This window comes from Streptomyces sp. B15 (genome assembly GCF_018070605.1).
Taxonomy (GTDB): domain Bacteria; phylum Actinomycetota; class Actinomycetes; order Streptomycetales; family Streptomycetaceae; genus Streptomyces; species Streptomyces smyrnaeus.
The window spans coordinates 1-23,263 of the sequence record NZ_JAGPXJ010000014.1; the positions used below are offsets into that span (position 1 = coordinate 1).

The 23,263-nt window shown below is 71.1% G+C and carries 20 protein-coding genes, 1 pseudogene and 1 riboswitch; of the genes and pseudogenes, 8 read left to right on the forward strand and 13 right to left on the reverse strand.

Annotated features, from left to right (window positions below):
- Positions 1–29 precede the first annotated feature (29 nt).
- Together KBY19_RS09200 and KBY19_RS09205 are read right to left on the reverse strand one after the other, a co-directional pair.
- Positions 30–1,553 carry a gamma-aminobutyraldehyde dehydrogenase gene (locus KBY19_RS09200; protein ID WP_210965571.1) on the reverse strand — a complete coding sequence of 508 codons (1,524 nt, stop codon included), beginning with the start codon at positions 1,551–1,553 and terminating at the stop codon, positions 30–32.
- Positions 1,554–1,884: 331 nt separating this feature from the next.
- Complete coding sequence (locus tag KBY19_RS09205; protein WP_185018248.1) at positions 1,885–2,649, reverse strand: DUF4190 domain-containing protein; 765 nt, start codon at positions 2,647–2,649, stop codon at positions 1,885–1,887.
- 115 nt (positions 2,650–2,764) lie between these two features.
- Here KBY19_RS09205 and KBY19_RS09210 point away from each other — a divergent pair, with 115 nt between their 5' ends.
- The 3 genes from KBY19_RS09210 to KBY19_RS09220 all read left to right on the forward strand — a co-directional run bounded on the left by KBY19_RS09210 (position 2,765) and on the right by KBY19_RS09220 (position 4,984).
- Positions 2,765–3,805 carry an adenosine deaminase gene (locus KBY19_RS09210; protein ID WP_247690787.1) on the forward strand — a complete coding sequence of 347 codons (1,041 nt, stop codon included), beginning with the start codon at positions 2,765–2,767 and terminating at the stop codon, positions 3,803–3,805.
- Positions 3,802–4,554, forward strand: a complete 753-nt coding sequence (locus KBY19_RS09215; protein WP_099884644.1) for a glycerophosphodiester phosphodiesterase — start codon at positions 3,802–3,804, stop codon at positions 4,552–4,554. The genes KBY19_RS09210 and KBY19_RS09215 overlap by 4 nt, the downstream gene beginning before the upstream one ends.
- Before the next feature lie 73 nt (positions 4,555–4,627).
- Positions 4,628–4,984 carry a zinc-ribbon domain-containing protein gene (locus tag KBY19_RS09220; protein WP_099886819.1) on the forward strand — a complete coding sequence of 119 codons (357 nt, stop codon included), beginning with the start codon at positions 4,628–4,630 and terminating at the stop codon, positions 4,982–4,984.
- Positions 4,985–5,123: 139 nt separating this feature from the next.
- Here KBY19_RS09220 and KBY19_RS09225 read toward each other — a convergent pair whose 3' ends face one another.
- Positions 5,124–6,557 (reverse strand): gamma-aminobutyraldehyde dehydrogenase, encoded by a 1,434-nt coding sequence (locus KBY19_RS09225; RefSeq protein ID WP_099884643.1) that lies wholly within the window; start codon positions 6,555–6,557, stop codon positions 5,124–5,126.
- Positions 6,558–6,728: 171 nt separating this feature from the next.
- Here KBY19_RS09225 and KBY19_RS09230 point away from each other — a divergent pair, with 171 nt between their 5' ends.
- The 4 genes from KBY19_RS09230 to KBY19_RS09245 all read left to right on the forward strand — a co-directional run bounded on the left by KBY19_RS09230 (position 6,729) and on the right by KBY19_RS09245 (position 10,832).
- On the forward strand, positions 6,729–7,217 hold the full coding sequence (locus KBY19_RS09230) for an Lrp/AsnC family transcriptional regulator (RefSeq protein ID WP_099884642.1): 489 nt from the start codon (positions 6,729–6,731) through the stop codon (positions 7,215–7,217).
- Positions 7,202–8,608, forward strand: a complete 1,407-nt coding sequence (locus tag KBY19_RS09235; protein WP_210965573.1) for an aspartate aminotransferase family protein — start codon at positions 7,202–7,204, stop codon at positions 8,606–8,608. Before KBY19_RS09230 ends, KBY19_RS09235 begins: the two co-directional genes overlap by 16 nt.
- 194 nt (positions 8,609–8,802) lie before the next feature.
- Positions 8,803–9,582: an ABC transporter ATP-binding protein gene (locus KBY19_RS09240; protein ID WP_099884640.1), complete on the forward strand. Its 780-nt coding sequence runs from the start codon at positions 8,803–8,805 to the stop codon at positions 9,580–9,582.
- Entirely contained in the window at positions 9,564–10,832 is a 1,269-nt protein-coding gene (locus tag KBY19_RS09245; RefSeq protein ID WP_210965574.1) for a hypothetical protein, read from the forward strand. Before KBY19_RS09240 ends, KBY19_RS09245 begins: the two co-directional genes overlap by 19 nt.
- Positions 10,833–10,892: 60 nt before the next feature.
- Here KBY19_RS09245 and KBY19_RS09250 read toward each other — a convergent pair whose 3' ends face one another.
- The 9 genes from KBY19_RS09250 to rpsB all read right to left on the reverse strand — a co-directional run bounded on the left by KBY19_RS09250 (position 10,893) and on the right by rpsB (position 21,203).
- Positions 10,893–11,972 carry an ABC transporter ATP-binding protein gene (locus tag KBY19_RS09250; protein WP_099884638.1) on the reverse strand — a complete coding sequence of 360 codons (1,080 nt, stop codon included), beginning with the start codon at positions 11,970–11,972 and terminating at the stop codon, positions 10,893–10,895.
- Entirely contained in the window at positions 11,973–13,634 is a 1,662-nt protein-coding gene (locus KBY19_RS09255; protein ID WP_307843479.1) for an iron ABC transporter permease, read from the reverse strand.
- Between the two features lie 116 nt (positions 13,635–13,750).
- Positions 13,751–14,827 (reverse strand): thiamine ABC transporter substrate binding subunit, encoded by a 1,077-nt coding sequence (locus tag KBY19_RS09260; RefSeq protein ID WP_210965575.1) that lies wholly within the window; start codon positions 14,825–14,827, stop codon positions 13,751–13,753.
- Positions 14,823–14,938: riboswitch (TPP riboswitch) on the reverse strand. Its footprint overlaps the gene before it by 5 nt.
- Before the next feature lie 100 nt (positions 14,939–15,038).
- Positions 15,039–16,151 (reverse strand): 23S rRNA (adenine(2503)-C(2))-methyltransferase RlmN, encoded by a 1,113-nt coding sequence (gene rlmN, locus KBY19_RS09265; protein ID WP_099884635.1) that lies wholly within the window; start codon positions 16,149–16,151, stop codon positions 15,039–15,041.
- 144 nt (positions 16,152–16,295) lie between these two features.
- On the reverse strand, positions 16,296–17,504 hold the full coding sequence (locus KBY19_RS09270; protein WP_210965576.1) for a phosphatidate cytidylyltransferase: 1,209 nt from the start codon (positions 17,502–17,504) through the stop codon (positions 16,296–16,298).
- A 39-nt stretch (positions 17,505–17,543) separates the two neighbouring features.
- The gene (gene frr, locus KBY19_RS09275) at positions 17,544–18,101 is read right to left on the reverse strand and encodes a ribosome recycling factor (RefSeq protein ID WP_099884631.1); all 558 of its coding nucleotides are present in this window, start codon (positions 18,099–18,101) and stop codon (positions 17,544–17,546) included.
- A 228-nt stretch (positions 18,102–18,329) separates the two neighbouring features.
- Positions 18,330–19,085 carry a UMP kinase gene (pyrH, locus tag KBY19_RS09280; protein WP_099886818.1) on the reverse strand — a complete coding sequence of 252 codons (756 nt, stop codon included), beginning with the start codon at positions 19,083–19,085 and terminating at the stop codon, positions 18,330–18,332.
- A gap of 197 nt (positions 19,086–19,282) precedes the next feature.
- Entirely contained in the window at positions 19,283–20,119 is an 837-nt protein-coding gene (tsf, locus tag KBY19_RS09285) for a translation elongation factor Ts (RefSeq protein WP_099884629.1), read from the reverse strand.
- 169 nt (positions 20,120–20,288) lie between these two features.
- On the reverse strand, positions 20,289–21,203 hold the full coding sequence (gene rpsB / locus KBY19_RS09290; RefSeq protein WP_099884627.1) for a 30S ribosomal protein S2: 915 nt from the start codon (positions 21,201–21,203) through the stop codon (positions 20,289–20,291).
- A 734-nt stretch (positions 21,204–21,937) separates the two neighbouring features.
- On the opposite strand from rpsB, the pseudogene KBY19_RS09295 reads away from it, so the two are divergent.
- Positions 21,938–22,390 (forward strand): annotated as a pseudogene (locus KBY19_RS09295) (murein hydrolase activator EnvC); the annotation flags it as partial.
- 277 nt (positions 22,391–22,667) lie between these two features.
- On the opposite strand, the gene KBY19_RS09300 reads toward KBY19_RS09295, so the two are convergent.
- Positions 22,668–23,207 carry a TetR/AcrR family transcriptional regulator gene (locus KBY19_RS09300; RefSeq protein WP_099886817.1) on the reverse strand — a complete coding sequence of 180 codons (540 nt, stop codon included), beginning with the start codon at positions 23,205–23,207 and terminating at the stop codon, positions 22,668–22,670.
- Positions 23,208–23,263 lie beyond the last annotated feature (56 nt).

Genomic DNA, 23,263 nt, shown 5'->3' on the forward strand with positions numbered 1-23,263 from the left:
GAGTGAAGGGTCGGGTGCGGCGGGTGCTGTCAGCGGTCGCCGAAGACGGTGCGGTGCCAGTCCTTGCGCACCACGCCGGTCGTCTCCGACATGACGTGCTTGACCTGCGTGTACTCCTCGAAGGAGTAGGCGGACATGTCCTTGCCGTAGCCGGAGGCCTTGTAGCCGCCGTGCGGCATCTCGCTGATGATCGGGATGTGGTCGTTGAGCCACACACAGCCGGCCTGGAGCTCCCGCGCGGCGCGCCCGGTGCGGAAGACGGAACGGCTCCAGGCGGAGGCGGCGAGTCCGTAGGGGGTGTCGTTGGCCAGGGCGATGCCCTCATCGTCGGAGTCGAAGGGGAGGACGACCAGAACGGGGCCGAAGATCTCCTGCATAACGACCTCGCTGTCCTGCGGCGCGTCGGTGATGAGCGTCGGCCGGTAGTACGCGCCCTTGGCCAGTTCCCCGCCAGGAGCCTCACCGCCGGTGACGATGGTGGCGTAGGAGCGGGCCCGGTCCACGAAACCGGCCACCCGGTCGCGTTGTGCGTGGGAGATGAGCGGCCCCAGGTCCGTACCGTCGGCGAACGGATCACCGACGCGCACGTCGCTCATGAGGTCGGCGACGGCGGAGACGAACGCGTCGAACAGTGGGCGCTGGACGTAGGCGCGGGTCGCCGCTGTGCAGTCCTGCCCGGTGTTGATCAGCGCGCCCGCGACCGCGCCGTGGGCCGCGGCCTGGAGGTCGGCGTCGTCGAACACCAGGAAGGGGGCCTTGCCCCCCAGTTCCAGATGGAGGCGCTTGGCGGGCCGGGAGGCCGTGGTGGCGATCTCGGCGACGCGCCTGCCGACCGCGGTGGAGCCGGTGAAGGAGGTCATGGCGACGCCGGGATGTGCGACGAGCGCCTCACCCGCGTCCCGGCCCGCGCCCGTGACGATGTTGATGACACCGGCCGGGATGCCCGCCTCGTGTGCGGCCTGCGCGAACATCAGGGAGGTGAACGGGGTGAGCTCGGAGGGCTTGAGGACGATGGTATTGCCTGCCGCCACAGCTGGGAGGATCTTCCAGGCCGCCATCTGGAGCGGATAGTTCCACGGGGCGATGGAGCCGATGACGCCGAGCGGTTCCCGGCGGATGGCGGAGGTATGTTCGCCGCTGTACTCGGCCGCCGCCGCACCGGTGAGGTGACGGGCGGCGCCCGCGAAGAAGGCGACATTGTCGAAGGAGCCGGGGACGTCGAACTCGGCGGAGAGCTTGAGCGGCTTGCCGCACTGGAGCGACTCGGCGTGGACGAACTCGTCGGTCAGCTCCGTCAGCCGGGCCGCCCAGCGGTGCATCGCGTCGGAGCGCTCGGCGGGGGTGGCGCCCGCCCAGCCGGGCAGGGCCTCGGCGGCCGCACTCACGGCGGTGTCGACGTCGGCTGCGCCGGCCAGCTCGTACGTGTGGAGCTCCTGGCCGGTCGCCGGGTCGACGACCGCGTGCGTACGGCCCGAGGTACCGGGCCCCAGCCTGCCCGCGACGTACTGGGCGCCCGCGGCGAACCGTTCGGACACATCGAAGCGCTGGACCATCGGGACTCCTGACCACTACGGCGTACGGCGTGCTCCGGCGGCCTCAGGCCACGGTTCACCTGACACGGCACCGTGGCCCGGACCACTGTTGGCAGCCGATCCTGACAGGGGTTCGACCATCCAACAAGGGATTCCGTAGTTATCTTTTGATTACGCCACGGAATCGATACTCCGGTGGAGCTTTCGCCTCGCGATGGGAGAGCCCGCGGCGGCGCGAGGGCGGACTCCGGCGCGGCACATGCGAAAGGCGGCCCTCCCCACATCCCGCGGGAGGGCCGCCTCTGGCGCAACTGACATACGGCTGCTCGGCGTTCGAGCGGCGGCTCGGCCGTTACAGCGCCAGAGCCGCCGGAGCCCGTGCGCCCCGCGCATCGTAGGAGTCACCGCTGCCGCCGCCGCCCGGACCACTCCCGGAGTCGTCCGACCAGACCGTCAGCCCGAGGATCAGCAGCGTGCTGATGACCACCGAGAGCACGAGTCCGACGATGCCGAGGATGAACCCGGCCGTCGCCTGTCCGCCGCCGCCCAGCTCGCCCCGGTCCACTCCGCGCCGGGCACTGACGCCCAGGACCAGCGCGACGACGGAGGAGAAGACGGCGAGGAAGCTGCCCCAGCAGGTGATGACGAGCACCACGCTGGCGATGCCGACCACCATGGCCGCCACGGACTTCCCTGCCGGCGGAGGCGGCCCCTGCCATCCGTATCCATAGGGCGCGTACGCCCCGGCACCGTAACCGTCGTGGCCGGACTGGCCACCGTAGCCGGCCGGGCCACCCTGACCTGCGTAGCCGCCGTGGCCCGCGTAGCCGTCGTAACCCCCGGTCCAGCCGGTGGCTCCAGCCCCGGGATGTCCGGCGTAGCCGGGATAGCCGGGGGGTCCGGCCGGTCCGCCGCCGTATCCGCCCGGCGCCCCCTGTCCCGCGGAGCCGCCTTGCGGGCCGTGGCCCGGCGCGTACCGACCGCCGTAGGAGCGGCCCGGTCCGTCCGGCGCGGTCGGTATCGGGGGCGGTTTCTCCTCACCCGGGCCGGCGCCGTTGCCCGTGCCCCCGTGCCCGGGCGCTCCGGCCGACGGCATCTGCCCTGCCCCCTGGTCCATCGCGTCCCCCTCCTGTACTCCGTTCCCTGTCCCTCATGCTAAGCGGCAGCTCGGACATCACCCGGTGCGGCAGCCGCCTACGATGTTGCGGACCCGCAACCAGCCGGAGGCCCCCTTGTCCCATCCTTCCGACGATCTGGCCGCCTTCATCGCAGGGCTGCCCAAGGCGGAGCTGCACGTGCACCACGTCGGCTCCGCCTCGCCACGGATCGTGGCCGAGCTCGCGGCCCGCCACCCGGAGGCGGGAGTGCCGGCGGACGCCGACGCGCTCTCGGAGTACTTCACCTTCACCGACTTCGCCCACTTCATCCAGGTCTATCTGTCGGTCGTGGACCTGATCAGGGACGCCGAGGACGTGCGCCTGCTGACGTACGAGATCGCCCGCGACATGGCGCGGCAGTCGATCCGGTACGCGGAGCTGACCGTCACCCCCTACAGCTCGGTGAGCCGCGGCATTCCCGACGGCGCCTTCCTGGAAGCCATCGAGGACGCCCGCCGCGCCGCCGAGCGGGAACTCGGCGTGGTGCTGCGCTGGACATTCGACATCCCCGGCGAGGCCGGACTCGCGGCGGCGGAGGAGACCACCCGGATCGCCACCGAGCTGGCACCGGACGGGCTGATCTCCTTCGGGCTCGGCGGACCGGAGATCGGTGTGCCGCGGCCGCAGTTCAAGCCCTACTTCGACCGTGCGCTGGCCGCCGGGCTGCACAGCGTCCCGCACGCGGGCGAGACGACGGGACCGGGCACGATCTGGGACGCGCTCACCTCGCTGCGTGCCGAGCGCATCGGCCACGGCACCAGCGCGGTCCAGGACCCGCGGCTGCTGGAGCACCTGGCCGAGCGCGGCATCCCGCTGGAGGTCTGCCCCACCTCGAACATCGCGACCCGGGCCGTGGACACGCTGGATAGCCACCCCATCGGCGAGATGGCCAAGGCGGGCGTACTGGTGACGGTCAACAGCGACGACCCGCCGATGTTCGGCACCGACCTCAACACCGAGTACGGCATCACGGCACGGCTGCTGGGCCTGGACGCGCCCGGCGTCGCGACGCTCGCCAGGAACGCGGTGAAGGTGTCCTTCCTGGACGAGGCGGGCAAGGCCCGACTGTGCGAGGAGATCGACACCTATCTGGCGACCTGGCAGCGCACCGGGTGACCGACGAGACGGCTCCGGCCGCACCGCAGGCCGGCCCGCCGCGTGGGCGGCCGGCCGCGGTGGCGCACCGGGGCGCGCCCTTCGCGGCGCGGGAGAACACCCTGCCCTCCTTCCGCGCCGCCGTGGCCGCGGGTGCGGACGCCGTGGAACTCGACGTACGGCTCACCCGCGACGGGGTCCCCGTGGTGCTGCACGACCGCACGCTGGAGCGGTTGTGGGGCCACGAGGCCGCGCTCGCCGCGCTCACCCACGAGCGGCTGACCGCCCTGGCCGAGGGCGTGCCCTCGCTCCCCGACGCGCTGGCCGCCACCGACACGGTCCGTACGCTCATCGACCTGCCGGACCCGGCGGCGGTGCCGGCCACCGTCGCCGCGGTACGCGCTGCCGACGCGGCCGAACGCGTCTACTACTGCGGCGGCCCGGAGGCGATGCGGCGGGTGCGCGCGGCGGAGCCGGGCGCCGAGCTGGCGCTCACCTGGGAGCGTGCGGCACCGGTGCGGCCGACCCTGCTGGAGGAGCTGCGGCCCCGCTGGCTCAACTACGGCTTCGGTTTGCTCACCCCGGAACTGATCGCCCGCGCGCACGCCGACGGACGACTGGTCTCCGCCTGGACGGTCGATCGGGTGCGCACCATGCGCAGGCTCGCCGCACTGGGCGTCGACGCGATCACCACCAACCACATCGCCCGGCTGGTGAGCGCCTTGGAGTCCTCGCCCGCCCGCGGGAGTTGGGGCAGGCTTGTTACATGAGGTGCCTTACGCGGGGCACCTGCGAATGATTGGCTCATACACGCCGTCTACGCACTCGTGAATGGATACCGCCGTGATCATTTTCGGTACCAGCAGCAAGCTGGTGCAGCTGGCGATGCTGAACCTCCTCTGCGGCTTCTGCGGAAACCCGTCCGCGCACCCGCTGCGCAAGCGCGTGACGAAGTTCTCGCTGTTCTTCATCCCGCTCTTCCCGATCGCACCTGCGAAGCACTCGATCCAGTGCACCTTCTGCGGAGCGCAGACGGAGGTCTCCAAGGAGTCGGCCGAACAACTGCTGGCCCAGGGCGCCGCTCCGGCCGGCGGGCCCGGCCCGCAGCAGGGCGCGGGCGGTGTGCCGCCGCAGCCGGGCGGCGCCCACAGCGGCAACCCCTTCGCGGGCCAGCAGCCCCGGAACCCGTACCAGTCCTGAGCCCGGGACCGCGCACCGTACGACGATCGCGTGTGCGTACGACGGGGCCCGCACCCTGCGGCAGGGTGCGGGCCCCGAGGTGCGAGACGGCGCCCACCGGGGCGGCGCCCACCGGGCAGCGCTCACCGCGCGAGCGGGGTCACATCGCCGTCATGACGTGCTTGACGCGGGTGTAGTCCTCCAGCCCGTACATCGACAGGTCCTTGCCGTAGCCGGACTTCTTGAAGCCGCCGTGCGGCATCTCGGCGACGAGCGGGATGTGGGTGTTGATCCACACACAGCCGAAGTCCAGCGACTTGGACATCCGCATCGCGGTGCCGTGGTTGGTCGTCCACACCGACGACGCCAGCGCGTACTCCACGTCGTTGGCCCAGGTGACCGCCTGCGCCTCGTCCGTGAACTTCTGGACGGTGATCACCGGACCGAAGACCTCGTTCTGGATGATCTCGTCGTCCTGCTTGAGCCCGGAGACGACGGTCGGCGCGTAGAAGTACCCCTTGTCTCCCACGCGCTCGCCGCCGGCCTCGACCTTGGCGTGGGCGGGCAGGCGGTCGATGAAGCCCTCCACCTTCTCCAGGTGGGTGGGGTTGTTCAGCGGGCCGTAGAAGCAGTCCTCGTCGCTCAGGTCGCCGGTCTTCACCTCGGCTGCGGCCTTGGCGAGTGCCTGCACGAACTCCTCGTAGACGCCCTCCTGGACGAGTACGCGGGTCGCGGCGGTGCAGTCCTGCCCGGCGTTGAAGAAGCCGCCGTCCCTGATGCCCTCCACGGCCGCCGGGATGTCCGCGTCGTCGAAGACGACGCAGGGGGCCTTGCCGCCCAGCTCCAGGTGCACCCGCTTGAGGTCCTTGGCGCCGCTGGCCGCGACCTCCATACCGGCGCGCACCGAACCGGTGATCGAGGCCATCGCCGGGGTCTTGTGCTCGACGAGCAGCCGGCCGGTGTCGCGGTCACCGCACACCACGTTGAAGACGCCCTTGGGCAGGATCTCGCCCATCACCTGGGCCATGAAGACCGTGGAGGCCGGGGTGGTGTCCGAGGGCTTGAGCACGACCGTGTTGCCCGCCGCGAGGGCCGGGGCGAACTTCCACACGGCCATCATCGCCGGGTAGTTCCACGGCGCCACCTGGGCGCATACGCCGATCGGCTCGCGCCGCACGAAGGAGGTCAGGCCCTCCATGTACTCGCCGGCCGACTTGCCGTCCAGCATCCGGGCGGCGCCCGCGAAGAAGCGGATCTGGTCGAGCATCATCGGCAGCTCCTCCTGCCGGGTCAGCTCCAGCGGCTTGCCGCAGTTCTCGCACTCGGCGGCCAGCAGCTCGTCGGCCCGCGCCTCCAGGGCATCGGCGATCTTGAGGATGGCCTGCTGACGGGTTCCGGGCGTGGCGTCCCGCCAGGCGGGAAAGGCGGCCTCGGCGGCGGCCATCGCGGCGTCGACATCGGCGGCGCCGGACAGCGGTGCCGTGGCGTACGCCTCACCCGTCGCCGGGTTGACCACCTCGGTGGTCCGGCCGTCAGCGGCGTCCCTGAACTCCCCGTCGATGTAGTTGCGCAGTCGACGCAGCTCGGTGGTCACTTGGCACCCCTCCTGCTCCGTTGTCCATTGGGTGAGACTGCCACCCTAACCGGCCGAGCAACGTTTTCGATATGCCCAACGCCACCGAACAACGGAATCAGTGTTCAGCCGCCCGATTGGCTGCGGATTACATCGCTCAAGGGTTGCGGGACGGAGGATGTCTCATGCACAGTGGCACCCGTGGCTCGCGACTCGAAGAAGACAGCCGGCTCCTCATCCCTGGATGCCGTGTCCCTGGCAATCATCGAACAGCTCCAGGAGGACGGACGACGTCCGTACGCCGCCATCGGCAAGGCCGTGGGCCTGTCGGAGGCGGCCGTGCGCCAGCGCGTCCAGAAACTCCAGGAGCAGGGCGTCATGCAGATCGTCGCCGTGACCGATCCGCTCACCGTCGGCTTCATGCGCCAGGCGATGCTCGGCGTCACGGTCGACGGTGACGTCGAACCGGTCGCCGACGCGCTCGCCGAGATCGACGAGGTCGACTACGTCGTGATCGCGGCGGGCTCGTTCGACCTGCTCGTCGAGATCGTGTGCCACGACGACGACCATCTCCTCGAACTGATCAACAAACGCATCCGGACCCTGCCGGGCGTGCGGTCGACGGAGAGCTTCGTCTACCTCAAGCTGCGCAAGCAGACCTACACATGGGGAACGCGATAACAGTGAGCAAGGACAGTCACGCCAGCCAGGGGAGCAAGGACCTCTCCCGCACCGCGAACGACCACCTGTGGATGCACTTCACCCGCATGTCGTCGTACCAGCACGCGCCGGTTCCGACCATCGCCCGCGGCGAGGGCGTCTACATCTACGACACCGACGGCAAGCGCTACCTCGACGGCCTGGCGGGCCTGTTCGTCGTCCAGGCGGGGCACGGCCGCGCCGAGCTGGCGGAGGCCGCCAACAAGCAGGCCCAGGACCTCGCCTTCTTCCCCATCTGGTCCTACGCGCACCCCAAGGCGATCGAACTGGCCGAGCGGCTGGCGCACCACGCGCCCGGCGACCTGAACAAGGTCTTCTTCACCACGGGCGGCGGCGAGGCGGTCGAGACGGCGTGGAAGCTGGCCAAGCAGTACCACAAGCTGACCGGCAACCCGATGAAGCACAAGGTCATCTCGCGGGCCGTCGCCTACCACGGCACCCCGCAGGGCGCCCTGGCCATCACCGGGCTGCCGGCCCTCAAGGCGCCCTTCGAGCCGCTGGTCCCCGGCGCACACAAGGTGCCCAACACCAACATCTACCGCGCCCCGATCCACGGCGACGACCCGGAGGCGTTCGGCCGCTGGGCCGCCGACCAGATCGAGCAGCAGATCCTCTTCGAGGGCCCGGAGACCGTCGCCGCGGTCTTCCTGGAGCCGGTGCAGAACGCCGGCGGCTGCTTCCCCCCGCCGCCCGGATACTTCCAGCGGGTCCGCGAGATCTGCGACAAGTACGAGGTGCTGCTCGTCTCCGACGAGGTCATCTGCGCCTTCGGCCGGCTGGGCACCGTCTTCGCCTGCGACAAGTTCGGCTACGTGCCCGACATCATCACCTGCGCCAAGGGCATGACGTCCGGCTACTCCCCGATAGGAGCCGCGATCATCTCCGATCGCCTCGCCGAGCCCTTCTACAACGGTGACAACACCTTCCTGCACGGCTACACCTTCGGCGGCCACCCGGTCTCGGCCGCCGTCGCCCTGGCCAACCTCGACATCTTCGAACGCGAGGGCCTCAACCAGCACGTGCTGGACAACGAGGGCAACTTCTACAGCACCCTGCAGAAGCTGCACGACCTGCCGATCGTCGGCGACGTCCGCGGCAACGGCTTCTTCTACGGCATCGAACTCGTCAAGGACAAGGCCACCAAGGAGACGTTCACCGAGGAGGAGTCCGAGCGCGTCCTGTACGGCTTCCTGTCCAAGGCGCTGTACGAGAACGGTCTGTACTGCCGCGCCGACGACCGTGGCGACCCGGTCGTCCAGCTCGCCCCGCCGCTGATCTCCGACCAGAAGGTGTTCGACGAGGCCGAGCAGATCCTGCGCTCCGTACTGACGGAGGCGTGGACCAAGCTGTAGGCCTCAGCAAGCTGTACGCGTGAGCGCAGCTGAGAGCGCGGGCGAAGCTGTGAGCGGCGACGCGCCCGGAACCCGCAGGCCACCCGGCACGGCCGCATGAGGGGCGGTGGCATCGGTCCAGTGACCGATGCCACCGCCCCTCGTTTCACCCTCCAGAGGGAATGACGGCTCGCGATGTTGAGTGGAGGTGCCCCATGACCGCCCCGCCGGACGACGTGCTCTGGGCGCGAGGACTGCACTACGCCTACGACGGTTCACCCGCGCTGCAGGGCGTTTCGATCGGTGTCCGGGAGGGCGAGATCGTCGCCCTCACAGGCCCCCGGGGGAGCGGAAAGACCACACTGCTGCGCTGTCTGTCCGGTCAGGTGCTGCCCGAACAGGGCGAAGTGTGGTTCAACAGCGCCCCCGTGCACACCCTCGGCCGGGCCGCCCGTGAGCGACTGCGGCTGCACCGCTTCGGCTGGATCGACAGCAGCCCCCGCCTCGTCCCCGAACTGACCGCCTGGGAGAACGCCGCGCTCCCTCTCCTGCTGCACGGCAGCGGCTACCGCGCCGCCCGCCGCGCAGCCCGCTGCTGGCTGGACCGGCTGGACGTGGGCGACTGCGCGAGCAAGCGGCCCGCCGCGCTCCGCCAAGCACAGCGCCAGCGCGTCGCGGTGGCCCGCGCCCTCGTCCACTCCCCCACCGTGCTCTTCGCCGACGAACCCACCGCCCCGCTGCACCAGAGCGACCGCGCTCAAGTGCTGCGGGCGCTCAGCGCGGCGGCCCGTTCGCACGGCATCACCGTCCTCCTCGCCTCCCACGACTTCACCCTCGACCAGGCGGCACGCACCTCCGACGCGACCGGCGCAGCGCTCGCGGACCGCATCGTCACACTCACCGACGGGCGGCGGTCCCGCGCCCCCGCCCACAGCGGCGCTGCCGCACGCTCCGCAGGATCGGAAGGCGCGGCAGCGTGCTCACTCTCCGTCTGACACTCACCGCACCGCCCCTGACGCTCCTGCTCCGGCTGCTGCTCCTGTGCGCCTCGGCAGGCATCGGACTGCTGCTGCTCGCCACCCTCTCCTACGCCCTGGAACACCCCGGCCACCGGGTCGCCGCACTGGTGCGCCTGCTGTGGTGCCTGGTCCCGCTCGCCGTCGCCGCACAGCTCGCCGCGGCCCTCGGACGCACCGAGCCGCGCCCCGAGGTCCGCTCCGGGCTGGACGCCGCCGGGCTGGGGCCCGCCCGGCTGCCGCTGCTGGCCGCGCGCACCGCCGCGGTCCCCGGCCTGGCGGGCAGCGCACTGGTTCTGCTGGTGACCGCACGGGGCGGCATCGGCGGTCTCGTCGGCACCGACGGCTCGGTGCACGGGTTGACGCTGCCGGGAGCCGCCACCGGGCTCCCGCTTCCCGAGCAGCCGCTGCCCGCACCCGCCGTCGTGACACTGCTGAGCACCGTCCCCCTGCTGACCGCGCTCGCCGCCGCCTGGGGAGCCAGATCCGGTGCCCCGGCACCGGCAGCGGGCGCGGCGGCGGAACCTGGGACACCGGCACGGAGCCACCGGGGGCCGACCGGATCCGAGCAGACCGGCGCCGGGCGCCGGGACGCTTCCGGCCCCTCCTGCCGGGCGGGGCTGCTGTGGGGGGCCGCGCTGACTTCCGGCGGGCTGCTGCTGGCCGCCTACGCACCGCGGGTGGCAACCGTGACCGGCACCGCACGGCTCGAAGACCGGGAGGTGCGCGTCGAGGACCTGGCGACCTCACCGCTGGCCGCCGGGTGGCTGCTCGCGGCGTTCGGGCTGATGCTGGCCGGTCCCGGCCTGGCAGCGTGGAGCGGCCGCCTGCTGGGCGCCCTGCGGCCGGGACCGGTACGGCTGCTGGCAGGACGCACACTGGTACGCGAAGCGCTCTTCCTCGGCCGCTCGCTGGGCGCACTCAGCGCTGTTGCGGCGGCACTGGTGGCCCTCGCCCGCGCGCGGCTCACCGGTGGCGCGCCGCTCGCGCCCGGCCCGCTGGTGGGGGCGACGGCGACACTCACCGGATGCTGTGTGGCCGGTGCCGTGCTGGCGGCGCTCACCCGGGCCCGGCACGCCCGTGCGCCGCTGGGGGAGCTGCTGGACCGGATCGGGGCGCCCCGCCGACTGGGGCGGGCTGTGACGCTGCTGCGGGCCGGCGTGCTGTGGGCAGTGTTCACGGCACTCGCCACGACGGCCGGGCTGCTCACTCCGCTCCCACCGCACTGAGACGGTACGCCGGAGGACCCCCGGGGAGGGCTGTCCGAACAGCGGATCGGCGTCCCACGGCTACGAGCGGCTGCCGGCCGGCTGTGTGGGCGGTTCGGCGACCGCCCCCTCCCCGCCGTCCAGTGCGACCACCTCGCGCGGGTCGAAGACCACACCCACCTCGATGCCCTCCTGCGGAGCGTCCCGCAGCGTGCAGGCGGCCTCCAGGGCCGGCCCCTCGTGCGGACGCAGCAGGACGGTCACCGTAGAGGCGTCCCCGCCCCGGAACGTCCGCGCCTCCACCGTGCAGCGCAGCCCCTCATCCGGTGCGCGCAGCAGCACCCCTCCAGGGCGTACGAGCAGCAGGGTGCTGCCCTGTGGAGTGCCCTGGGGGACGGCGATGTGGCCCCAGCCGGTGACCGCCCTCTCCCCGTGGACGGTGGCCGCGGTGATGTTGTCGAAGCCCAGGAAGCGGGCCACGAACGCGGAGGCGGGGCGCTGCCAGACCTCCAGCGGGGTGCCGGCCTGCGCGATGCGTCCGTTCTCCATGACCACCACGCGGTCGGCGAGTGCGAAGGCCTCCCCGTGGTCGTGCGTGACAGCGAGCACCGTCGTACCCAGTCGCCGGAAGAGGCCCCGCAGCTCCACGACGAGGCGCTCGCGCAGTCCGCGGTCGAGCTGGCCCAGCGGTTCGTCCAGCATCAGCAGCTTCGGCTCGGGTGCCAGCGCGCGGGCGAGCGCGACGCGCTGCTGCTCACCGCCGGACAGCGCGGTCACGGCGCGCCCACCGGCGCCCGGCAGTCCCACCAGGTCCAGCAGTTCGGCCACCCTGCGCCCGGTCTCGGCCCGGTCCGTGCGGTGCATGCGCGGTCCGAAGGCGACGTTTCCCGCGACATCGCGCTGAGGGAAGAGCTGGTGGTCCTGGAACATCAGCCCGACGCCCCGCCGGTGCGGCGGCACCCCGCTCTGGTCCCGCCCCGACAGCAGCACTCGTCCCGCGTCGGCCTGTTGCAGCCCGGCGACGACCCGCAGCAGGGTGGACTTCCCGCTGCCGCTGGGCCCCAGTACGCACACCGTCTCGTGTGCGGCCACCTCCAGGTCGACCGCGTCCAGCGCGGTCCGCTCCCCGAAGCGCACGGTGACACCGTCCAGCCGCAGCATCTACAACTCCCCCTGGCGGTCGATTCGGACGCGCTCCAGCGCGAGCAGAACGCCCGCGCAGACGAGCATCAGGATGGTGCTCAGGGCCATCGCCTGGCCGTAGTACGACTCCCCGGCGCGGCCCAGCATCCTGGCCACCGCGACCGGCAGGGTGGGAGTGTCCGGGCGGGCGATGAAAACTGTCGCCCCGAACTCGCCCAGCGAGACGGTGAAGGCGAACCCGGCGGCCACCACCAGTGCCCGCCGCACGAGCGGGAAGTCGACCTCCCGCCAGGCGCGCAGCGGGGAGGCGCCCAGCACGGCAGCGGCCTCACGCAGCCGTACGTCCACAGCGCGCAGTACCGGCAGCATGGTGCGGATGACGAACGGCACGCCCACCAGTGCCTGCGCGAGGGGCACCAGGATCCAGGTGGAGCGCAGATCGAGCGGGGGCTCGTCCAGCGCGACGAGGAAACCGAAGCCGACGGTGACGGCAGAGGTGCCCAGCGGCAGCATCAGCAGCGCGTCGAAACCGCGCACCAGCCGTGCCAGGCCGAAGGCCCGTCCGCCCGGACGGCGCCGGGGATCGGGGAGAGTGAGCGCGGCAGCGGCCGATCCACCCACCACCAGGGCGATGACGGTCGCGACGGCGGCGTAGGCCAGTGAGTTGCCGACGGCCTCGACAGGCGCGACGACAAAGGTCGCACTGTCGGACTGTGCCGCCAGTGCGCGGAAAAAGGTGAACCCGTACCCGTCCGGCCCCCCGAATGCCCGCTGTACCAGCACCAGCAGCGGCACAACAGTCAGCACAAGGATCACGCCCAGCACGGAGCACAGCAGCACCCACTGCCCGGCACCTGCGGGACGCCGTGCGGTGTGTTCCGCTGGGACGAGGCTGAGCGCGCTCTCCCGCTTGCGCAGCGACCAGGCGTGCACCGCCAGCAGCGCGGCGACGGCCGCGAACTGGACGAGCGTCAGCACAGCCGCCGTCGGCAGGTCCAGCAAGGTGGCGGTCTGCCGGTAGATCTCCACCTCCAGTGTGGCGTAGCGCGGACCGCCCAGTACCTGGATGACACCGAAGCTGGTGAAGGTGAAAAGGAAGACGATCAGCGCGGCAGCTGCCACGGAGGGTGCCAGCGCCGGCAGGGTGACCCGCCGCCAGGCGGTGAGGCGACCGGCCCCCAGCACCCGTGCGGCCTCCTCCTGGCGCGGGTCGAGCTGGGACCACAGGCCGCCCACGGTGCGCACCACGACCGCGTAGTTGAAGAAGACATGCGCGAGCAGGATCGCCCACACACTGGTGTCCAGCCGTACCCCGAACCATTCGTCCAGGACTCCCCCGCGTCCCGCCAGTGCGAGAAAGGCGGAGCCGACCACGACGGTCGGCAGGACGAACGGCACGGTCACCACGGCACGCAGCACCCGCTTGCCCGGAAAGTCGAACCGCGCGAACACATAGGCACCCGGCAGTGCCAGCGCGAGGGTGAGCGCTGTCGAGGCGGCGGCCTGCCAGAGGGTGAACCACACCACCTGGAGGATGTCCGGGTCGCTCAGCACCTGCCCGATCCGGCCGAGCTGCCACTGTCCGCCCTCACGCAGCCCCCGCCCGACGATGGCGACCACCGGGTAGCCGAAGAAGACGGCGAAGAAGGCCGCCGGCACAGCCATCAGACCGAGCCGCACCCACCCGGTCCTCGAACGGGGCGCCACGGCGGTGACGTCCGGCTCCGGCCCGGCCGGGCCGCCCATCAGGTCCGCGACGTCCGGCACCTCAGGGGCGTCCGCGGCGTCCGGGGCTGCTACTTCACGGCGAGCGAGGTCCACGTCTTGATCCACTGCTCACGGTGTTCAGCGATCTTCTTCGGGGCGACGGTGGCCGGGTCGTCGACGGTCTCGCCGTACTTGGAGAACAGCTTCGGCAGCCGGGCGTCCTCACGGACCGGGCTGACGAACATCTGCAGCGGCAGGTCCTCCTGGAACCGCTTGCTGAGCAGGAAGTCCAGCAGCGCCTTGCCGCCCTTGGTGTTCTCGGCGCCGCTGAGCAGCCCGGCGTACTCGGTCTGCCGGAAGCAGGTGCCCTTGGCGACGCCGGTCGGCGCCTTCTCGGGCGGGTTCTCGACGCCCAGCACCTCGGCGGGCGGGCTGGAGGCGTAGGAGACGACGAGCGGCTTGTCGCCCTTGCCCTTGCCCTCGCGCGAGCCGGTGAAGCGGTCGTTGTAGGCCTGCTCCCAGCTGCTCGCCACCTCCACGCCGTTGGCGCGCAGCTTCTTCCAGTAGCCCTGCCAGCCGTCCTCGCCGAACTCGGCGACGCTCGCCAGCAGGAACGCCAGTCCGGGTGAGGAGCCCGCGGCGTCCTCGGTCACCAGGAGGTTCTTGTAGCGGGGCTTCGTCAGGTCCTCGAGGGTGCGCGGCGGGTCGAGCTTCTTGTCGGCGAACCACTTGCGGTCGTAGTTGACGCACACGTCGCCGGTGTCGACCGGGGTGACCCGGTGTTTGTCGGGGTCGGCCTGCAGCCGCTGCGGCACCTTGTCGAGGCCCTTGGCCCTGTACGGCGCGAAGACGCCCTTGTCGAGGGGGCGGGAGAGCAGGGTGTTGTCGACGCCGAAGAAGACGTCGCCCTGGGGATTGCCCTTGTTGAGCACCGCCTGGTTCACGGCGGCTCCGGCGTCACCCCCGCGCAGCACCTTGACCTTGTAGCCGCTGCGCTTCTCGAAGTCCTTGAGAACGGGCTTGGAGACGGCGAACGAGTCGTGGGTGACGAGGGTGACGGTCTTGGCGTCTCCGCTACCGCCCGAGCCGCCGCAGGCGGTGGCGAGGAGTGCGAGGGTGAGGACAGCGGTGGTTGCGGCAGCAGCGCGCCGCGCGTGCTTCTTCATCAGTGCATCGACTTCCTACCCGGCATGACCCGGGCGAGGTTCGAGGGTCTGCGGCGCGTACGGATGTACTGCCGCACTCTCAGCGCTGTGAGCGCTCCCCTGTCGGCTGTTCGGTTTTCACGGGCCGCACGGACGGCCCGTTCGAACACTATCAGTCAGGCTCCGACGCCGGTCGGGCGTCGGCGTACCCCAGCGGTCGGCGGTCGGGTCGTCAGCGCTCGGTGGCCGCGAGCTGGCCGCACGCACCGTCGATCTCCTGGCCCCGGGTATCCCGAACGGTCACCGGCACACCATGCGACTCCAGCGTCCGTACGAACTCGGCCTCGTCCTCCGGCCGGGAGGCGGTCCACTTGGAGCCGGGAGTCGGGTTGAGCGGGATGAGATTGACGTGCACCCGCTTGTTCTTCAGCAGCCGGCCCAGCAGGTCGGCCCGCCAGGCCTGGTCGTTGATGTCCTTGATCAGCGCGTACTCGATCGACACCCGGCGGCCGGACTTGGCCGCGTACTCCCAGGCCGCGTCCAGCACCTCGCGCACCTTCCAGCGGGTGTTGACCGGGACGAGGGTGTCGCGCAGTTCGTCGTCGGGCGCGTGCAGGGAGAGCGCCAGCCGGCACTTGAAGCCCTCGTCGGCGAAGCGCAGCATCGCGGGCACGAGCCCCACCGTGGAGACGGTGATGCCGCGCTGGGAGAGCCCGAGACCGTCCGGCTCGGGGTCGGTCAGCCGCCGGATGGCGCCGACCACCCGCTTGTAGTTGGCCAGCGGCTCGCCCATGCCCATGAAGACGATGTTGGACAGCCGTGCCGGCCCCCCGGGCACCTCACCGTCCCGCAGGGCGCGCATACCGTCGACGATCTGGTGGACGATCTCCGCCGTGGACAGGTTCCGGTCCAGTCCGGCCTGGCCCGTGGCGCAGAACGGGCAGTTCATCCCGCAGCCCGCCTGCGAGCTGATGCACATGGTGACGCGGTCCGGGTAGCGCATCAGCACCGATTCCACCAGCGTCCCGTCATGCAGCCGCCACAGCGTCTTGCGGGTGGTGTCGTCGTCACAGCTGATGTGCCGCACCACGTTCATCAGGTCGGGCAGCAGCCCCGCCGCCAGCTTCTCGCGGGCAGCGGCCGGGATGTCGGTCCACTGCTGAGGGTCGTGCGCCAGCCGCGAGAAGTAGTGCTGCGAGAGCTGTTTGGCGCGGAAGGGCTTCTCCCCGATCTCCGCGACCGCCTCCCGGCGCTCCTGAGGGCTGAGATCGGCAAGATGACGGGGCGGCTTCTTCGCGCCACGCGGGGCGACGAATGTCAGTTCTCCAGGGGCAGGCCCCGACATGAGCAGGTACTCCTCAAAGCTGCACGGGTGGTGATCCCCGCGGACACGGGGACGACGGCACGGCGACGCCTGCGCCGGGAGATCTCACCGGACGATCCCCGCCGCAGCGGGGACGCAGACCCATCCAGCGTAACCGGTGCGCTTTCAGCCCGCGCCGACGAAGACCACCAGCAGCAGCCACACCACCGGAGCTGTCGGCAGCAGGGAGTCGAGGCGGTCCATGATGCCGCCGTGTCCGGGCAGCAGGGTGCCCATGTCCTTGATGCCCAGGTCCCGCTTCATCATCGATTCGCCCAGGTCGCCCAGGGTGGCGCTGACCGAGACCGCCAGCCCCAGCAGCAGCCCCTGCCACCAGCTCCCCCCATCGATCAGGAACTGGGTGCACAGCGCCCCGGCCCCCATGGCGAAGGTCACCGCGCCGATCAGCCCCTCGCGGGTCTTGCCGGGGCTGATGCGGGGAGCCAGCTTGCGCCGGCCGAAGCGCCAGCCCACCGCGTATGCGCCGGTGTCGCTGACCACGGTGAGGATCAGGAACGTCAGCACCCGCCACGGCCCGTCGTCCGCGGCCAGCATCAGGGCCACGAAGGTGGCGAGGAAGGGTACGTAGAAGGCGGCGAAGAGGCCTGCCGTCACATCCCGCAGATAGTCGGCCGGGGGCTGCGTCATCCGCCACGCCAGGACGGCGAGGGCCGTGAGCGCCATGGCCACCCACGCGCCCTCCGCGCCCCGTACGTACCCGGCGATGGTCATGGCGGCGCCGCCGAGGGCCAGCGGCACCAACGGGGCCCGGATGCCCTTGCGCTCGCGCAGCCGTGAGGTCAGCTCCCACAGACCGACGACGACCGCCAGCACGATCACGCCCAGGAAGACCGGCTTGTAGAAGAAGAGCGCGGCCAGGATGACCGCGCCGAGTCCCAGGCCGACTCCTATCGCGGCGCGCAGATCCCGCCCCGCGCGCTTCTTGCCCTTCCCCGACGGCGCGGTACCGGCGGTACCGGCTGACGGGGCAGCCGGCTGCCCGGGGGTGGGCTCCGGCTCGTCGTGGCCGTACGGCTGCGCACCGCCGGGAGGGCCGGCGGGGCCTGTGAAACCGGGGCCTTCGGGACGGTGCCGGCCGTCACGGCCGTCTCCCCCGCCGGCGGGACCCCCTGGGTCGGACACAATGGGCATACGCCGAGTCTGCGACGCTTCGCCCCCCACATCGTGCACGGGGACACTCACGTCGTGGGCGGGCACCTGACCATCGCCCGGGCGGGGCAGCGCCGAAGGGGTGGCGTAGCCCTGCTCGGGCGGACCCCAGTACCGGGCGTCCCCGGCGTTCGTTTGCGGCGCTCCCCAGGATGAGTCGTTCACAGATTGCAGCCTTCGACCTCGGACCTTGAGACGGTGAGCTCAGACTTCGAGCAGCTCGGACTCCTTGTGCTTGAGCAGCTCGTCCACCTGCGTGACGTACTTGGCGGTGGTGTCGTCGAGCTCCTTCTCGCCCCTGCGGCCCTCGTCCTCACCGACCTCGCCGTCCTTGATGGCCTTGTCGATGGTCTCCTTGGCCTTGCGCCGGATGCTGCGAATGGAGATCTTGGCGTCCTCGCCCTTGCTCTTGGCGACCTTGATGTACTCCCGGCGGCGCTCCTCGGTCAGCTCGGGGAACGTCACCCGGATGATATTGCCGTCGTTCGACGGGTTGACGCCAAGGTCCGAGTCGCGGATGGCCTGTTCGATGTTGCGCAGCGAGCTCTTGTCGAACGGAGTCACCACGGCCATCCGGGGCTCCGGGACGGAGAACGACGCGAGCTGGTTGATCGGCGTCATCGTGCCGTAGTACTCCGCCGCGATCTTGTTGAACATCGCCGGGTGCGCACGGCCGGTGCGGATAGCGGCGAAGTCCTCCTTGGCGACGACGACCGCCTTCTCCATCTTTTCCTCGGCTTCGAGGAGGGTCTCTTCGATCACCACGTGCTCCTGGTTCGATGAATGAGCCTGACTGCTTCATCCGGGGCTGTGAGCTGACGGCCGCCCCGCGGGCCGCCCCGGCCCCCGCGATGCCCTGATTCCTGCACGGTGTCCGACCGGCAGGCTGTTGTCCATCCCCGTACCGTGCCGTTCGTGCGCCGCCGTGTTGCCGACGGCGCCGGGCGGGCGCGGACCGGTTCGCGCCCGCGAGGACCGTCGGCGGGACGGTCAGACCCGGGTGCCCTGGTTGCTCACCAGGGTGCCGATCTTCTCACCCTTGACCGCGCGGGCGATATTGCCTTCGGCGAGCAGCTCGAAGACGAGGATCGGCAGCTTGTTGTCGCGGCAGAGCGTGATCGCGGTCATGTCGGCGACCTTGAGGTCGCGGGTGATGACCTCGCCGTACTCGAGCGCGTCGAACTTCTCCGCCGCCGGATTGCGCGCGGGGTCCGAGTCGTAGACGCCGTCCACGCCGTTCTTGCCCATGAGCATCACCTCGGCGTTGATCTCCAGGGCACGCTGGGCCGCGGTGGTGTCGGTGGAGAAGTACGGCATGCCCATACCGGCGCCGAAGATGACGACGCGGCCCTTCTCCAGGTGCCGGATGGCGCGCAGCGGAATGTACGGCTCGGCGACCTGGCCCATCGTGATGGCGGTCTGTACCCGCGAGTCGATGCCTTCCTTCTCCAGGAAGTCCTGGAGCGCCAGGCAGTTCATGACGGTGCCGAGCATGCCCATGTAGTCGGAGCGGGCCCGGTCCATACCGCGCTGCTGGAGCTCGGCGCCGCGGAAGAAGTTGCCGCCCCCGATGACGACGGCCATCTCGGCACCGTCGCGGACGACCGAGGCGATCTCCCGGGCCATCTTGTGCACGACGTCGGGGTCGACACCGAGCCCACCGCCGCCGGCGAACGCCTCGCCGGAGAGCTTCAGCAGGAAGCGCCGGCGCATTTCACTCTCTTTGCCGGTGTCATTGCAGGTCATGGAGATCTCCTCGTGCACATACGAAAGAGGCCATTGCCGTCGGATCCTCGCGGTTCCCTCTGCGGCAATGGCCTCCTCGTCACAACTGCCCTGTGCCCGACCTTATCGGGCCCGTTCCGGTTCTGTACGCGGTGCTGGGTGTGCTCCACCTCTGAGCGAACAGAACCGGCCTGCGGGATGCGTCAGGAACGGGGCTCTCAGGCGCCGACGCGGAAGCGTGCGAAGCGCTTCAGCGAGACACCGGCCTCTTCCAGGACCTTCTGCACGGACTTCTTGTTGTCCTTGGCGAAGGGCTGGTCGAGGAGGGTGTTCTCCTTGAAGAAGCCGTTCACCCGGCCTTCGATGATCTTCGGCAGGGCCTGCTCCGGCTTGCCCTCCTCGCGGGCGGTCTCCTCGGCGATACGGCGCTCGTTTGCGACCGTCTCCTCCGGGATGTCCTCGCGGGTCAGGTACGCCGGGGCGAAGGCGGCGATGTGCTGCGCGACGTCCTTGGCGATCTCCTCGTTCGCCGAGTCCAGCTCGACCAGCACGCCGACCTGCGGGGGCAGGTCGGGGCTGGTGCGGTGCAGGTAGGAACCGACGTACGCGCCGGAGAACTGCGCGAAGCGGTCCAGCACGATCTTCTCGCCGAGGCTCGCGTTGGCCTCGTCGACGTACGCCTGGACGGTCTTGCCGGACTCGATCTCGGAGGAGAGGAGCGCGTCGATGTCGGCCGGGGAGGTGGCCTCGACGTGCGCGGCGATGGCCTCGGCGACGGCGAGGAACTTCTCACCCTTGGCGACGAAGTCGGTCTCGCACTTCAGCTCGACGAGCACGCCTGCGGTGTTGTCGTCGGCGATACGGGCGATGACCGCGCCGTTCTCGGCCGTGCGGCTCTCGCGCTTGGCGACGCCCTTCTGGCCCTTGACGCGCAGGATCTCCACGGCCTTGTCGACGCTGCCCTCGGCCTCGTCCAGCGCCTTCTTGCAGTCCATCATGCCGGCGCCGGTCAGCTCCCGGAGCTTCTTGACGTCGGCGGCGGTGTAGTTCGCCATGGTCTGTGAATCTCTTCTCGGAAAGTCGGTGAGAAAGTCGGTGAGGTTGGATCGGAGTCACATGGGGCCGGTGGGACCGGCTCAGCTCACGGCTGGACGGCGGGGGCGCTCGGCCCCCGCCGTCTCACCGTGAACCTGTGGGGCCCACGTGATCCACGTGGCCCGTAAGTCAGCCCTGCTCGGCGGGGGCCGCCGCCTGCTCGCCCTCGGCGGCCGGCTGGGTCTCGGCGGCCGGCTGAGCCTCGGCGGCGGGCTCGGCCTCGGCCTCGGCGGGCTTCTCGGCCTCGGCAGCCGGCTTCTCGGCGGCCTTCTCGCCCTCCAGGAGGTCACGCTCCCACTCGGCCAGCGGCTCACCGGCGGCCTTCTCGCCCTTGCCCTCGCCGGAGCCGCCCGAGGAGCGGGCGATGAGGCCCTCGGCCACGGCGTCGGCGATCACGCGGGTCAGCAGGGTGACGGAGCGGATCGCGTCGTCGTTGCCCGGGATCTTGTAGTCGACCTCGTCGGGGTCGCAGTTGGTGTCGAGGATCGCGACCACCGGGATGTTGAGCTTGCGCGCCTCGCCGACGGCGATGTGCTCCTTCTTGGTGTCCACGATCCAGACGGCGCTGGGCACCTTCTGCATCTCGCGGATACCACCGAGGGTCTTCTCCAGCTTCGCCTTCTCGCGGGAGAGGACCAGCAGCTCCTTCTTGGTGAGGCCGGAGGCGGCCACGTCCTCGAAGTCGATCTGCTCCAGCTCCTTGAGGCGCTGCAGCCGCTTGTAGACCGTCGAGAAGTTGGTCAGCATGCCGCCGAGCCAGCGCTGGTTCACGTAGGGCATGCCCACGCGGGTGGCCTGCTCGGCGATGGCCTCCTGGGCCTGCTTCTTGGTGCCGACGAACATGATGGAGCCGCCGTGCGCGACGGTCTCCTTGACGAACTCGTAGGCGCGGTCGATGTACGACAGCGACTGGAGCAGGTCGATGATGTAAATGCCGTTGCGCTCGGTGAAGATGAAGCGCTTCATCTTCGGGTTCCAGCGGCGGGTCTGGTGCCCGAAGTGGACGCCGCTCTCCAGCAGCTCCCGCATCGTGACGACGGCCATGGCCGTTCTCCTTGGGTTACTCGGTTGTCGTCAGCGAAGACCGGACGGCCCCCGCTTGCCTGACGCCCCTGGCGCGCCGCCCGGGAAGTCCGGCTGGGAGACCGGGCCTTTCCTGGGACCGAGATGCGCGGCCACCGGGTGAGGGTGGCGGGGCGTGCGAAGTCAGCCCGGTCACCCGGGCCGCACCAGCAGTGTACGGGACCGGGGAGGGGCGCCGCGCCCGGCGGGGGCCGGGGGCCGCTCGGCGGGGGCCGGAAGCGGGGGTGGAGGGTTCCACAGAAGGCCCGGCGACCGCTCGCAGGGGTGACGGCGTTGTCCACAACTGGGCAGTTACCCACAGATCCTGGCCAAGATCCCCGCTGGAGGGCAAACCGCGTCACCGTTCCCGCATGGAAGAGCACAGGCAGCCGAGGGGCGGGGACAGGGCGAGCTGCGGGCTGGGCCCTCCCCTGGCACGTGAGGCACGCGGGCCACGACGGCGTGGTGCGGTTGTGCGGCGTACTGCCCGGTGGGGGGCGGTGCTGGTCGCTCTGCTGCTCGCGCTGCCGTGCTGGCGGCTGCCGGTGGGAGGGGACGCTCTGCTCGGTGCGGCCGGGACCGGGAAACCCCCCGCACCCGACGATCACCTCACCCCCGTCGGCGCGGAAGCAGGCTCAGACCAGCAGCGCGCTGCCGCGCACCGCGACGGCGAGGACCACGACGCCGACGACCGGGACGGCGGGGCCCCGGCGGCCGGGCGGGCCTGGCCGGTGGAGGGGGCGAACGGAGCCCGGCGGCCATGGGTGTCCCGTGGCTGGGACCCGCCGCCCGAGCCCTGGGCCGCCGGGCACCGCGGAGTCGACCTCGCGGCCCGCCCGGACCAACAGGTGCGGGCCGTGGCGGCGGGCCGGGTCTCGTTCGCGGGGAAGGTGGCGGGCCGCGGGGTGGTGTCCATCGAGCTCAGCGGCACCGGGAGACCTCCGCTGCGGACGACGTATCAGCCGGTACGGCCCTCCGTACGCAAGGGCGATCGGGTGCGGGCGGGCCAGCAGGTGGGTACGGCCGTGAGCAGTCGGCACTGCACGCGCACCTGTCTGCACTGGGGGCTGCTGCGCGGGAAGCAGTACCTCGACCCGCTCTCCCTGCTGCCCGCCGCGCTCCTCGGCGGCCCCGTACGGCTGCTGCCGGTCCACGGTGTGCCGCTGCCCGGCTCCGGCAGTGGGCGGGACGAGGACGAAGACGAGGAACGGGACGAGGACGAAGACGAGGAAGGGGACAGCACGCCGCAGCGCCCGGACCGCGCCCGCTTACGGGTGGCCGGCGTCGCGGACGCTACGGGCGCTGCGGAGGGGCGAGCCGGCTGGATGGGTGCGGCCGCTCTGGCGCTGGGTGCGGTCTGGGCGCACCGACGGCTACGAGGTTCGGCGCGACCCACCGCCGTGCGGCATCCACCGTGCCGAGAGCACCGGCGTCCCGGCCTCGTGGTCAGCCTCGGACGCCGTTCAGGGCCATGGAGACGGCGGCCTCGGCAATCTGTTCCGGGTCCTCGGCGGCACCGATCTCGATGCGGCGCACGCCCGCGTCCACCACGCCCTGGAGCAGCATGGCCGCGAGGCGGGGCTGGAGGTGACCGAGGTCGCCGAGCGCCTCGACGACCATGGAGATCAGCCCGCCGTGCGCGGCGCGGATCCGCTCGCGGGCCCCCGCGTCCAGCTCCCCGGCGGAGATCGCCACGACGGCGCGGTGCCGGCGGTCGCCCACCAGGGCGAGCTGGCTGCGGACGTACGCCTCGACCTTGCCCTCCGGCGTCGCAGCCGCCTGCATCGCCGACTCCACCTCGGCGGCCCACACCGGGAAGTCGACGGCGCACAGCTCTTCGACGACCGCGGCGCGGGAACGGAAGTACTCGTAGACGGAGGAGCGCGCGAGGCCGGTGCGCTGGGCGAGGGCGGGGAAGGTCAGGGCTTCCGTGCCGCCCTCGGACAGCAGTGACCTGGCGGCGTCCAGCAGGGCCGCGCGCTGCATCGTCCGGTGCTCGGCCACGGAGGCCGCTCGAATCCTGGGCACGCCACTAGCTTACG